The sequence below is a fragment of the Halorubrum rarum genome (assembly GCF_048380895.1).
Lineage (GTDB): Archaea > Halobacteriota > Halobacteria > Halobacteriales > Haloferacaceae > Halorubrum.
This window is the reverse complement of sequence record NZ_JBLWMN010000004.1, coordinates 177,994-190,442: the sequence shown is the minus strand read 5'-3', so window position 1 is coordinate 190,442 and position 12,449 is coordinate 177,994. Positions and strand designations below refer to the sequence as shown.

The window sequence follows — 12,449 nt, the reverse complement described above, 5'->3', positions numbered from 1 at the left end:
GCGCTAGATCTCGAACTCCGGCGTCTCGAAGGCACCTTCGTCGCTCTCGACGTCGTAGCTCTCGATCGCCGTCAACGCCAGGTCCAGCGTCGCGCCCGCGTCCCATCGGGCGGTGTTGATCGCCAGGTCGTAGATGGACCGATCGTCGAGGTCGATCCCGTAGTACGACTCGTAGCGTTTCGCCTCGATCACCTCTCGGACCTGCATCTCCGAGGTCATCTCCTCGCGCTCGAGCGTGCGCTCCGCGCGGACCTCTTCCGGTGCGTCGAGCCAGATCCGGACGTCGGCACGGTTGCCCGCGAGCCACCCGGCCAGTCGGGACTCGAGGACGAACGCCTTGTTCGCCGCGCCCCACTTCTCGGCGATCCGGCGGAGCCGCCGGTCGAGCGCGCGGTCGATATCCTCGGACTCGCTCGTCTTGGCGATCAGCTGTGAGAGGCTCATATCGCGCTCCTCGGCGATCTCGCGGAACAGCTCGCCGCCGGAGACGTACCCGCAGTCGAGCGCGGCGGCGAGCCGCTTCGTCAGCGTCGTCGCTCCACAGCCCGGCGGCCCGGAGACGGTCACGAAGAGGTTCGCCTCGATGCTTCGCTCCGTCGGCTCCGCGTAGCCCGTCATACGGTTTCTCGAACTCCGCCCGCTCGGATAAAGAGGGGGGATCGACGCAACCGCTTTCACTCCACGTCCCCACGTTCGAGACAGTGAGCGAACGTGGCGGCGGTCCCCCCGACAACGAGGACGACCTGACGCCGCGTGGTCTGCTCCGGTCGTTCGCCGACGGTCGCGACGTCGAGTTCGATCCCGAGACGGTCCCGATCGCGGACGGCGACGTTCTCGAGTCGCTCTCGCCGGCGGTTCGCCGCTGGTGGGTTCGGGAGTTCGGCGAGTACGTCGGGGAGAACGGGGGCTTCTTCACGCCGCCACAGCGGGAGGCGATCCCGCACATCGACGCCGGGCGGAACTGTCTCGTCGCCTCGCCGACCGGGAGCGGCAAGACCCTCTCGGCGTTCACGGCGATCCTCGACGACCTGTTCGCGCGCGACCGCGAGGGCGACCTGGACGACTCGGTGTACTGTCTGTACGTCTCGCCGCTGAAGTCGCTCGCGAACGACATCAAACGCAACCTCGAAACACCGCTCTCGGCGATCAGCGAGGAGCTGTCCGCGGAGGGGCACGATCCCGAGGTCAGACAGGCGATCCGCCACGGCGACACGAGCTCGGCGGATCGACGGGCGATGTTGACGGAACCGCCCCACGTCCTCAACACGACGCCGGAGACGTTGGCGATCCTGCTCAACTCCCCGAAGTTCAAAGAGAGGCTTCGAACTGTCGAGTACGTCGTCGTCGACGAGATCCACTCGCTGGCGGCGAACAAACGCGGGACGCACCTCGCCGTCTCGCTGGAGCGGTTGGAGGAGCTCGCCGACGGCTCGCCGGCGCGGATCGGCTGTTCGGCCACGGTCGAGCCGCTCGACGGAATCGCGGAGTTCCTCGTCGGTCGCGAGCGGGTCGACGGCGAGGTCGGCGATCCGGACGGCTTCGCGTCACGGAACTGCGAGCTGGTCGACACGCGGTTCGTTCGCGAGTTCGATCTCCGGCTCCGAACCCCTGCGGCCGACCTCATTCACACGCCGAAGTCGGTCGTGACCGATCGCTTCTACGGGGAGCTCGACGAGCTGATCGAGGGACACGAGAACACGCTGGTGTTCACGAACTCGCGATCGGGTGCGGAGCGCGTCCTCCGGGACCTCAGAGAGCGGTTCGACTACGACGAGTCGGACTCCGGCTGTCACCACGGGAGTCTCGGGGAGGACCAACGAACTCGGATCGAGGAGGGGCTCAAATCGGGCGAGCTCGACGTCGTCACCACCTCGACGAGCCTCGAGCTCGGCATCGACATGCCGCATCTCGACCTCGTCGTACAGGTCGGATCCCCGAAATCTGTCGCGGCACTGCTCCAGCGCGTCGGCCGCGCGGGACACAGTCCGGGCGAGACCGTCGAGGGACGGGTGTTCGCGCTCGACCGCGACGAGCTCGTGGAGTGTGCGACGATGCTCGCGCGGGCCGAGGCGGGGTTCATCGACCGCGTGTTCGTCCCCGAGGGGGCGTACGACGTCGCCGCTCAGCACGTCTACGGGATGGCGATAAACCGGATCCGACCAGATCGCGAGGTCAGAGAGGTCCTGCGTCGTGCGTACCCGTATCGGGCGTTCGGCGAGGAGGCGTACGAGCGACTGCTGCGATACCTCACGGCCGACTACGACGGTCTGACGGATCGAAACGTGTACGCGAAGGTGTGGCGCGACGCGAACGATCCGCCCGACGGGGAACACCACCACGAGGCGTTCCCGGTCGGAGAGACGCTCGTGGGCAAGCGCGGCCGGCTCGCGCGGGTCATCTACATGACCAACGTCGGGACGATACCCGACTCGTTCACGTGTGACGTGTTCACGCGGGACGACACGTGGGTCGGGACGCTCGACGAGACGTACCTCGACACGCTGGACCCGGGAGACTCGTTCGCGCTCGGCGGCGAGCGGTTCTCGTTCCGCTACCGTCGCGGCTCGAAGGTGTACGTCGACCGGACGACGGAGCGGCCGACGGTTCCGTCGTGGTACGCCGAGCGCCTCCCGCTCTCGTCCGATCTCGGTCGCGAGGTGCTCCGGTTTCAGGCGGAGTTGCTCGACCGGCTCGCGGAGGGCGGTCCACCTGCCGCTCGCGCGTGGCTTCGGGGGTTCCCGCTCGGTGAAAACGCGGTGCGCGCGATAACGCGGATGTACGACGAACAGGTCCGATACGCCGGTTCGGAGTCGGTGTCGACGCCGGACCGACTCGTCGTCGAGGAGGAACTGGACCGCGACGCGTACAAGCGGCGCTACTACGTCCACTCGAACCACGGGCGGCGGTTCAACGACGGGCTCTCACGGCTCGTCGCGGCCGAGTGCGCGACGCGGACGACCGCCAACGTCGCGATCGCTGTCGCCGACAACGGGTTCAGCCTCTCGGTCCCCCTCAACCGCAAGGTCGACGTCGCCGGGATCCTGCGGAGCCTCGAACCGGACGCGATCCGCGAGGACCTGCGTGACGCGCTTCGAGACACCGATCTCCTCCAGCGGTACTTCCGGATCAACGCCGGTCGATCCCTGCTGATCTTGAAGCGGTACAAGGGGTACGAGAAGACCGCCGCCGAACAGCAGGTGTCCGCCGAGATGCTGCTGTCGTTCGCGCACGACCTCGACGAGTTCGCCGTGATCGAGGAGACGTACCGGGAGCTGCTGGAGGACAAACTCGACGTCGACAGGATCCGGGAGGTGCTGGCCCGGATCGGTGAGGACGGTGCCGACGAGGGCGGGATCGACGTCGTCGATCACGCCGTCGACTCGCCGACGCCGTTGGCGTTCGGTCTCGCCACGCTCGTCGACTCCGACGTCGTGTTGGCGGACGACGAATCGGCGGTCCTCCGGGAGTTCCACGATCGGGTGACCGAGGAGATAGACGGGACCGACACGGACCCTCAGCGGTAGCTCACGCGAGCGACGGTGCGAGAAGAACTCGACGACGGGCGGTTAGGTGACGGTCACGCGACGTTGAAACCCTTATCGCGGAGGAAGTCCTCCACGCGACCCGAGTGGTTCCCCTGCAGTTCGATGGCACCGTCCTCGACGGTACCCCCGCAGGCGAACTTCGATTTCAGGTCCGAGGACAGCGTATCCATGTCCACGTCCTTCGGGTCGAATCCTTCGATGACCGTTACCTCCTTACCGTACCTGCGCTCGTCGATGCGGATGCTGATCTGCTGGGACTCCTTCGCGACGTCCTCGCAGACGCAGAGTTCCTGGGGCAGTCCGCACGTCGAGCAGACTTCCGACATTACAACTCGAGAGTACTGGACGGCGGTATTAAATAGTGTCGGGAGTGCTCGGCTCGACCGAGACTCGACCGAGACTCGACCGGGACTCGACCGGGACTCGAAAGGGGAATCTCGTCGGGACGCACCGAGACGAAACGGGCCCCACTGAGACCGGCTGACTCCGTCGTTCGAGACCCCCGGATCTCGCCGTCGATACCGAATGGACCGACACCAGCCGGCGACTCGATGCGGTCGATATCGCGCGGGAGGGGGACGATATCGCGTGAGAGAACTGATACCGTGCACCCGGTACGCGAGGCTCTCGATTCCGAAGAGGCCCCTCTCTAAATATCTATTCTGATATTTATGGAGGTGTGTTTATTGCACCGGAGAAACTACCGAATATCATGGACCGTGAACGCCAGTGGTCGCTGCGTCTCGAACGGGGTGTGCTCGTCGTGGAGTTCCCACGTGGCACCGTGTTGAGCCCCGTCGACGCCGAGGCGCTCCTCGAACGCTGGCGGACGCTCGCGGCCGACTACGACGGCGACACGGTCGTCGTGGTCGTTCGAACCTCCCGTTCCTGCTCGGACGCCGGTCGCCACGCGCTCCGAACCGCCGCACTCGTCGGCGTCGAACACGGGATCACCCGGTTGGCGCTCGTCGCGGAGCGGTCGAAGCGCCGGTACCTCAAACGGACGGTCGACGTCGCCGGCGTCGACGTGGAGTCGTTCAACGACGACGGCACCGCGTTGGCGTGGGCGGAACGGTGCGCGAACCAGTTCGCGTAGGCGGAACGACGCGCGAACCAGTTCGCGTAGATATCGAGGCGCGAATCGAGAGGCCGTGGGCGTCGTGACCGTCCCGTTTTTAACCGTGGGACGGAGAGGTACGGAGGATGACGACGGCGCGTGATCTCGATCCGGACGAGTTCGGGTTCGCCGATCCGGCGACCGACCAGTCGTTCGAGAACGCGCTGGCGAGGGCTCGCGACGGGACGCGACTGACCGTCGACGACGCCACGGAACTGCTCGCGACGGGGACCGACGTGCCCGGGATCGACCCGGTTCGAAAAGAGCAGGTGTTGGAGCTGGCGGACCGCCGCCGCGCCGAGGAGGTCGGCGAGGAGGTGACGTTCGTCGCGAACCTGAACAACAACGTCACCACCGCCTGCAACACGGGCTGTCTGTTCTGTAACTTCAAGGACAGCGCCAACGCGTTCGAAGCCGACAGCGACGTCGAGCACGCGGGGTTCACGAAGACGCCCGCGGAGTCGCGCGCGATCGTCGAGGACGCGCTCGACATGGGCGTCTACGAGGTGTGCTCCGTCTCCGGGCTCCACCCGGCGCTCGCGCTGAACGACGAGCACCACGAGGTCCTCGCGGCCCGCGACGATCCCGAAAGCGAGGTCAACTACAAGCCGCCGGCGGCGTACGCGACCGACCCCGGGACGTACGTCGAGCAGATGAGAGCGATGTCGGTCGGCGGCGTCCACCTCCACTCGATGACGCCCGAGGAGGCGTACCACGCGAAACGCGGGACCGACTGGAGCTACGAGTCGGTGTACCGCGAGCTCGCCGATGCCGGGCTCGACTCCGCGCCCGGTACCGCCGCGGAGATACTCGTCGACGAGGTCCGAGACGTGATCTGCCCGGGGAAGATCCGCACCGGCGATTGGGTGGCCGCGATGGAGGGTGCGATGGCCGCCGGGCTCGGTACCACGTCGACGATGATGTACGGCCACGTCGAGACGGTCGCCCATCGCGCGGAGCACCTACGGGTGATCCGCGACCTACAGGACCGCACCGGCGGGATCACGGAGTTCGTTCCCTTATCGTTCATCCATCGGAACACGCCGCTGTACCGCCACGGCGTCGTCGACGGCGGCGCGTCCCGCGACGAGGACGAGCTGATCGTCGCGGTCGCGCGACTGTTCCTCGACAACGTCGATCACGTTCAGGCGTCGTGGGTGAAGTCGGGCGACGCCCACGGACTCAAACTGCTCAACTGCGGTGCCGACGACTTCATGGGCACGATCCTCTCCGAGGAGATCACGAAACGCGCCGGCGGCGAGCACGGCGAGTACCGCTCGTTCGACGACTACGTCGAGATGATCACCGCCATCGGACGAACCCCCGTCGAGCGCTCGACCGACTACCGGACTCGCCGCCGGATCGATCCCGACGACCGCCCGCACGGACCGGCCCTCGGCCCGCGCGCCGACGGGACCCCGATGCTCGCGGAGCGGGGAGACCGAGCGAGCGACTCGGACGGCTCGAGCGATCGCGACGGCACGAGCGTCCCCGGCGGAGACGACTCCCTCCGCGCGGACGACTGAGCCGGACCGGACGCGAACGCCCCGACCGCCGGCCGTCACAGCCGACCGTCTCGCGGGATCGGAAGCGACGAAACGTTCTTACCTACGGTAGTAGTTAACATGTGTATGTCGTCGTCCGACGAGGTCGAACGCCCGCCGCCGGAATCCGAGGAGGTCGGACCATCTCCCGAAATCGATCTCACGCGCTCCGATCGCCGGGTGTTGTCGTATCTCGTCGAATCGAGCGCCGACTACCCCGCCCTGATCGCGGGGAACACGGGGCTACACGTCGCGTACGTCGAACGGCGTATCGAGTCGATGGTCGAAGCGGGACTGATAGAGGACGTCAGCGGGGAGGTCGTCTACCGGATCACGGCCGCCGGTCGCGACGTGCTGGACGCGACGTCGTAGCGCGTCGACGTCACCAGACAACGGAGCACGTCGTCTCTCCCCGCCGGACGCGCTCTACGTGTGACGTCGCCCGCCGTCGCGTGCCGGATCCTGTCGCACACGCATCCGACGCGCGTCTGACTGACTCTTTTATATGCGTCCGTGCTAATAGTTACCAATGTTGTCCCGGAGGAGAGTCGGCGTCGTTGTCGGGGGCGTTGCGACGGTAGCGGCGATCGGCGTCGGCTACCCTGCGGGTGCCGGGCTCTCACCCGACGGCGTCGACGTACTCCGGGCCGTACTCGCCGTCGGTGCGCTCGCGCTGGTCGTCGTCGCCGGCGTGTACGCCGCGTCGGGATACGCCGAGCAGGCGACGGGTCACGCGCTCGCCGGGGTCGGGCTGGCGGTCGCCGCCGCGTTCGGACACGGCGTGGGCGTCTGGGTCGGCGTGGTCGTGGCTATCGTCGGTGGCGTCCTCCTGGTTCGCGACGCGGTGTATCGAGGCCGAGGTCGCCCGCCCTCGGCGTGACCGCGCCGGCGCACCGCCGACCGGCGGCCCGTTCCGGCTAGCGGCCGAGATCCGCGTGCGCCGACGAGAGGTGACGCGAGCCGAGCGCCGCGAGCAGCGAGAGCTCGCCGGCCAGCGCGCCGACGGCGATCGACTCGGCGAGCGCGTCCGCGTTCGTCCCCGCGGGCTCGCCCCCGCCCCGGACGCCGAGCACCGCCAGTCCGGCCGCCTGCGTCGGGAGCTTCGTCCCGCCGCCGACGGTGCCGACCTCCAGGCTCGCGAGCGAGACGGAGACGTACAGATCGCCGTCGGGAGTCGTCTCCGCGGTCGTGATCGCGTTCGCGCCCTCGACGACCTGCGCCTCGTCCTGTCCGGTCGCGAGGAACATCGCCGCGACCGCGTTCGCGACGTGGGCGTTGAAGCCGAGCGAGCCCGCCTTCGCGGAGCCGACGAGGTTCTTGCGCGTGTTGATCTCGGCTATCGCCTCCGGCGTCGTATGCAGCCGGTCCTCGACGACCCCGCGAGGGATCTCGACGTCGGCGGCCACCGATCGACCGCGCCCCTCGACCGCGTTGATCGCGGCCGGCTTCTTGTCCGAACAGAGGTTCCCAGACAGCGCCACGAGTGACGCGTCGGTCGACTCCTCGATGACGTCGCAGGCCTCGCCCGTCGCGATGGTCGCCATGTTCATCCCCATCGCGTCCTTCGTGTCGTAGCGGAACCGGAGGAAGACGTTGTTGCCGACGACATATGGGGTCACGTCGAGCAGTTCGCCGTGGCTCGTCGTCTCCTCCGCGGCCTCCCGGAGCGCGGGCTCGTTGTCGCGGACCCACTCGACGAGCGCCTCCGCTTCGGCGACGTCGTCGACGCGGAACACCGGCGCACGGGTCATCCCGCTCTTGGTCACGCGGGCGGTGGCCCCGCCGGCGTCGTTCAGCACGGAACACCCTCTGTTTATCGAGGCGACGAGCGCGCCCTCCGTCGTCGCCATCGGGAGGTATCGCGCCCCCGACAGCGCGCCGCCGTCGATCGAGACCGGGCCGGCGACCCCGAGCGGCACCTGCACCGCACCGACCATGTTCTCGATGTTCGGCTCCGCGTCGGCCGCGTCGAAGGCGTACTCCCCGAGAACGTCGACGTCGGCCCCGGTCTCCTCGGCGACGAGGAGGCGACGCGCGGTGGCGGCCGTGTCGGCGTCGGCGTGCTCCTCGAGTTCGTGGAGGCGAAGGTCGCCCGCACGGACGCGGTCCGCGAGCTCCGCCGCGGCTGCGGTGGCATCGGTCATGGCGTCGTCTCCTCCCGGCGGGTGCTAATGGCTGTCGGTTCCGCGGCTCCGCCGGAAGGAGCTACCGTCGGACGAACTCCGAGAGCCGGTCCCGAAGCGTCTCCTCGCCGAGCATGAGATAGTAGGCGTCGCCGCCGTCCTCGTAGTAGTTGTCGATCCGGCGATTCACCTCGAAGCCGAGGTGTTCGTAGAAGCCGAGCGCGGCCTCGTTCGTCGTTCGCGCGTGACAGGAGACCGATCGGTGGTTCGCCGCGATGTCGGCGATCAGCCGTTCCGCGTGCCCGCAGCCGCGGCAGTCCGGGTCGACGGCGAGAAAGAGGATGTAGCCGTCCCGACGGACCGACGCGAAGGCGACGAGTTCGTCCTCCTCGAAGAGGAGGTGCGTCGTGGAGCGACGGTAGGCGTCGATGAAGAAGCCGCGGCGCTGTCGGAGCACGCCCTCCGACCGACGGATCCGCTCTTTGAGGTCCCAGGCATCGGTGACGTGATCGGAGTTCCCGGGTGGATCCGTCCGTTTCTCCACTGTGGCGCTCACTGAAACCATATACTACGCCAGCAGGATATAACTCCACCGCCGTCTCCCTTCTTTGCGGCCCGGTAACCGGACGCGCCGGCAGTCGCAGTGGACGACGGCGAGCCCGCGGATGGAAACACCGAAGCCGACGCGACCCGAACCGCCGATCAGTGACCTACGAGCTTCGAGACCACACGGCCGACGTCGCCGTCGAGGCCACGGCCCCCACGCTGTCCGGGCTGTTCGAGTCGCTCGCCGAGGGGTTCACCGCCGCGAGCTGTGAGTCGGTGCCGGCGGTCGGCGATCGGTTCGACATCGAACTGGGTGCCGAGAGTCGCGAGGCGCTGCTGTTCGACTACCTCGATCAACTGGTGTACGAACGCGACGTGCGAAACGTATTGCCCGCCGAACACGAGTGTGCCGTCGCCGAGACCGGTGACGGGACCGAGACGTGGACCGTGCGAGCGAGCGCTCGCGGCGTCCCGCTCGACGAGGTGGCCGCACGTGAGATCAAGGCGGTGACGTACTCCGAGATGGCGCTCGAGGAGCGGGACGACGGCTGGTACGGCTACGTCGTCTTCGACGTGTGACCCGCCCGGCGCGAGACTGACCCGCTCGACGCGAGACGTGGTTCACTCCCCGATCCGTTCGCGCGCGGCGGCGACGAGCAGCGGAAGCATCACGGTCGCGTCGCCGTACACCGAGGCGTTGCGCGCGTCCGTCTCCAGTTTCCCCCACGATCGGGCCTCCTCTAGGGTCGCGCCGGAGAGCCCTCCGGTCGCCTCCGGATCCATCGTGATCTGCACCGCGTAGTCGTACGCCCGCGGTGTGACGAGCATCGTCTGCAGGGTGAAGTTCTTCGGGACGCCGCCGCCGACGAGCAGACAGCCCGCCTCGTCGGCCTCGAACGCGAGATCCGTCAGTTCCGTCATGTCCGCGAGGGCGTCGAGCGTGAACGACGCGGTCTGGCCGTACATCCACGCCTGAAGCCCCAGCACGGAGTCCTGGACCGCCGGGCAGTAGATCGGCACGTCCGATTCGTAGGCCGCGGCCGCGACTCCCGGGTCCTCGGGGACGTCCTCGCGGTCGTTCACCGCGGCGTTCGCCCGTCCGAGCTCGGCGCACAGCTCCGCGATCGACACCGCGTCGTCGCCCTCGCGGTCCGCTAACGCGGGGAACACCTCCTCGCGCAGGTGTCCCTCGAACTCGGCGAAGTGCTCCTGCGGGAGGTACACGTTGTAGATGCGGTCGACGCCCTCCTCGCGGAGGTTCTCGTCGTGATCGCGGAGGCTCTTCTCGGGGTCGTGAGTGCGTCCGTGGTGGTGTTTCCCGCCGATCGCCTCGATCGTGTCGTGGGTGAGGTTCGCACCGGTCGTCACGAGGGCGTCGACGTAGCCGTCACGTATCAGGTCCGAGACGACCCGTCGCATCCCCGCGGGGACCATCGCACCCGCAAGCGAGAGGAAGACGGTGCAGTCCTCCGAGCCGAGCATCTCCGCGAGCACGTCGCCGGCCTCGTGGACCGACGCCGCGCCGATCCCCGCGTCGCCGTACGTCTCGACGAGTTCGCCGACCGTCATCCCCGAGGTCACTCGGGCGTGACCCAGCGGGTCCTCCGCGAACTCCTCGCGACAGGGGTGGTGACCGTCAGTGTCGCCGTCCGATCCGTCGTGCTCGCCGTCGTCGCCTCCGCCCGCAGCCTCGTGATCGCCATCGTCGCTCATGGACGCCACTGCGACGCCCGACCGTTTGAAAAGCGCGATCCGGTCGTCGTCGGGCATCGGTCGAAATGCGGCGGGAACGACACCGGGAGATACCCCTTCGTGCGGTCGGCGCGCCGGTGAGCGCTTATAAGCGCGAACCGCCCGCGAGGGAGACCGGGGGGACCGCCGAGCGGTTTCCGGCGGTCCCCCCGGTCGAGGCTGGGGAGGCGTGCGGTTGCGGTGCTGTACGGGTGAGACGAGCAGTACGGGTGAGACGAGCGGTACGGGTGAGACGAGCTGTACGGGTGAGACGAGCTGTACGGGTGAGACGAACGGGATAGCCGCGACGACTCGCGGACGGGATCCTACTCCCCGCCGAGCTTCGACTCGCCGACCGGATCGTGGCCCTCGATGCGTTCGGTCCCGCCCATGTACGGACGGAGCGCCTCGGGGACGGTGACCGTTCCGTCGTCGTTCTGGTAGTACTCAAGGATGGCGACGACGATCCGCGGAACCGCGAGTCCGGAGCCGTTGAGCGTGTGGAGGAACTCCGCCGACTCGTGATGCTCCTCGCGGTAGCGGATCCCGGCGCGACGCGCCTGAAAGTCCTCGAAGTTCGACACCGAGGAGACCTCGAGCCATCGGCCGCCCCGTTCAGGCCCCTCGTCCATGTCGTCGGCGGGTGCCCACACCTCCAGATCGTACTTCTTCGCCTGCGTGAACCCGAGGTCGCCGGTGCACATCTCGAGGACGCGGTACGGCAGTTCCAGTCGACGGAGCACCGCCTCGGCCTCGTCGACGAGCCCCTCGAACCGCTCGTAGCTGTCCTCGGGTTTCACGAAGTTCACCATCTCCACCTTGTTGAACTGGTGAACGCGGACGATCCCCCGTGTCTCGGTGCCGTGTTCGCCCGCCTCCTGCCGGAAGTTCGGCGTGTACGCCTGATACTTGAGAGGCAGGTCCTCGTCGAGCAGTATCTCGTCGCGATGGAGGTTCGTGACGGGGACCTCCGCGGTCGGCAACAGCCAGAGGTCGTCGTCGTCGTACGGCTCGGCGTTGTCGCCCTCGATCCGGTAGGCGTCCTCCGTGAACTTCGGGAACTGGCCGGTGCCCCGCATCGACGCCGAGTTCACCGGTATCGGCGGGAACACGTCGTGGTAGCCCTGCTCGCGGTGCACGTCGAGCATGAACTGGATCAGCGCGTGCTCCAGGCGCGCGCCGTCGCCCTTCGCGACGTAGAAGCCGCCGCCGGACACCTTCGCGCCGCGCTCGAAGTCGAGGACCTCCAGGTCCTCGCCGAGATCGTAGTGCGGGACGACCTCGTCGGGCAGCTCTCGAAGGTCGTCGAACCCCTCTCGGCGGCGTTCGACGTTCTCCGACTCGTCCTCGCCGACGGGCACGGAGTCGTGAGGGATCCCCGGCAGTTCGAGCAGGGACTCCTCCAGTTCCGCCTCCAGCTCCTCGGCGCGGTCCTCGATCCCCTGAAGCTCGCTTTTGAGCTCCTGGGAGCGCTCGATCGCCTCCTCGGCCGCTCCGTCCTCGCCGGCGGCCTTCAGCTCGCCGATCCGCGAGGAGATCTCGTTGCGCTCGTGCCGGAGGTCGTCGCCGCGTCGCTTGAGCTCCCGCCACTCCTCGTCGACGTCGAGTATCCGGTCGAGGTCCACGTCGACGCCCTTGTTCGCGAGCGCCTCGCGGACGGTCTCGGGGTTCTCCCGGACGAACTGTCGGGATAGCATTTATCGGGGTTTCCGTCGGACGACTCAAAACCGTATCGGAGCGTCGGTATCAGGTGGGACGTGTCGCTGGTACCGAATGACGCGTGTCCATCGACATATCCGGGATACCAGAAACAAGATCCGAATTCTCCGTGGTACCGAACCAC

The 12,449-nt window shown here is 67.8% G+C and carries 12 protein-coding genes; 6 read left to right on the top strand and 6 right to left on the bottom strand.

Annotated features, from left to right (window positions below; all coding sequences use genetic code 11):
* Positions 1 to 3: 3 nt before the first annotated feature.
* Positions 4 to 618 carry a (d)CMP kinase gene (gene cmk / locus ACNSN7_RS04400; RefSeq protein ID WP_418280952.1) on the bottom strand — a complete coding sequence of 205 codons (615 nt, stop codon included), beginning with the start codon at positions 616 to 618 and terminating at the stop codon, positions 4 to 6.
* An 83-nt stretch (positions 619 to 701) separates the two neighbouring features.
* Here cmk and ACNSN7_RS04395 point away from each other — a divergent pair, with 83 nt between their 5' ends.
* Positions 702 to 3,524 (top strand): ATP-dependent helicase, encoded by a 2,823-nt coding sequence (locus tag ACNSN7_RS04395; protein ID WP_418280951.1) that lies wholly within the window; start codon positions 702 to 704, stop codon positions 3,522 to 3,524.
* A gap of 53 nt (positions 3,525 to 3,577) precedes the next feature.
* Here ACNSN7_RS04395 and yciH read toward each other — a convergent pair whose 3' ends face one another.
* Positions 3,578 to 3,871, bottom strand: a complete 294-nt coding sequence (gene yciH / locus ACNSN7_RS04390; RefSeq protein ID WP_418280950.1) for a stress response translation initiation inhibitor YciH — start codon at positions 3,869 to 3,871, stop codon at positions 3,578 to 3,580.
* Positions 3,872 to 4,257: 386 nt separating this feature from the next.
* On the opposite strand from yciH, the gene ACNSN7_RS04385 reads away from it, so the two are divergent.
* The 4 genes from ACNSN7_RS04385 to ACNSN7_RS04370 all read left to right on the top strand — a co-directional run bounded on the left by ACNSN7_RS04385 (position 4,258) and on the right by ACNSN7_RS04370 (position 7,086).
* A complete protein-coding gene (locus tag ACNSN7_RS04385) occupies positions 4,258 to 4,641 on the top strand; it encodes a hypothetical protein (protein ID WP_418280948.1) in 384 nt (127 codons plus the stop codon).
* A 107-nt stretch (positions 4,642 to 4,748) separates the two neighbouring features.
* Positions 4,749 to 6,188, top strand: a complete 1,440-nt coding sequence (gene cofH, locus ACNSN7_RS04380; protein WP_418280946.1) for a 7,8-didemethyl-8-hydroxy-5-deazariboflavin synthase subunit CofH — start codon at positions 4,749 to 4,751, stop codon at positions 6,186 to 6,188.
* A gap of 105 nt (positions 6,189 to 6,293) precedes the next feature.
* Positions 6,294 to 6,578 carry a DUF2250 domain-containing protein gene (locus ACNSN7_RS04375; protein WP_418280944.1) on the top strand — a complete coding sequence of 95 codons (285 nt, stop codon included), beginning with the start codon at positions 6,294 to 6,296 and terminating at the stop codon, positions 6,576 to 6,578.
* A 157-nt stretch (positions 6,579 to 6,735) separates the two neighbouring features.
* Complete coding sequence (locus ACNSN7_RS04370; protein WP_418280942.1) at positions 6,736 to 7,086, top strand: hypothetical protein; 351 nt, start codon at positions 6,736 to 6,738, stop codon at positions 7,084 to 7,086.
* Positions 7,087 to 7,123: 37 nt separating this feature from the next.
* Here the strand turns inward: ACNSN7_RS04370 and hmgA are convergent, their stop codons facing one another.
* Both hmgA and ACNSN7_RS04360 read right to left on the bottom strand, forming a co-directional pair.
* Positions 7,124 to 8,350, bottom strand: coding sequence for a hydroxymethylglutaryl-CoA reductase (NADPH) (hmgA, locus tag ACNSN7_RS04365; protein WP_418280941.1), 1,227 nt, complete (start codon positions 8,348 to 8,350; stop codon positions 7,124 to 7,126).
* A gap of 61 nt (positions 8,351 to 8,411) precedes the next feature.
* The gene (locus ACNSN7_RS04360; protein WP_418280940.1) at positions 8,412 to 8,885 is read right to left on the bottom strand and encodes a GNAT family N-acetyltransferase; all 474 of its coding nucleotides are present in this window, start codon (positions 8,883 to 8,885) and stop codon (positions 8,412 to 8,414) included.
* 149 nt (positions 8,886 to 9,034) lie between these two features.
* On the opposite strand from ACNSN7_RS04360, the gene ACNSN7_RS04355 reads away from it, so the two are divergent.
* Positions 9,035 to 9,454 carry an archease gene (locus ACNSN7_RS04355; RefSeq protein ID WP_418280938.1) on the top strand — a complete coding sequence of 140 codons (420 nt, stop codon included), beginning with the start codon at positions 9,035 to 9,037 and terminating at the stop codon, positions 9,452 to 9,454.
* 42 nt (positions 9,455 to 9,496) lie between these two features.
* Here the strand turns inward: ACNSN7_RS04355 and ACNSN7_RS04350 are convergent, their stop codons facing one another.
* Positions 9,497 to 10,588, bottom strand: a complete 1,092-nt coding sequence (locus ACNSN7_RS04350; protein ID WP_418280937.1) for a deoxyhypusine synthase — start codon at positions 10,586 to 10,588, stop codon at positions 9,497 to 9,499.
* 344 nt (positions 10,589 to 10,932) lie between these two features.
* On the bottom strand, positions 10,933 to 12,303 hold the full coding sequence (gene serS, locus ACNSN7_RS04345; RefSeq protein ID WP_418280936.1) for a serine--tRNA ligase: 1,371 nt from the start codon (positions 12,301 to 12,303) through the stop codon (positions 10,933 to 10,935).
* Between the last annotated feature and the right edge of the window lie 146 nt (positions 12,304 to 12,449).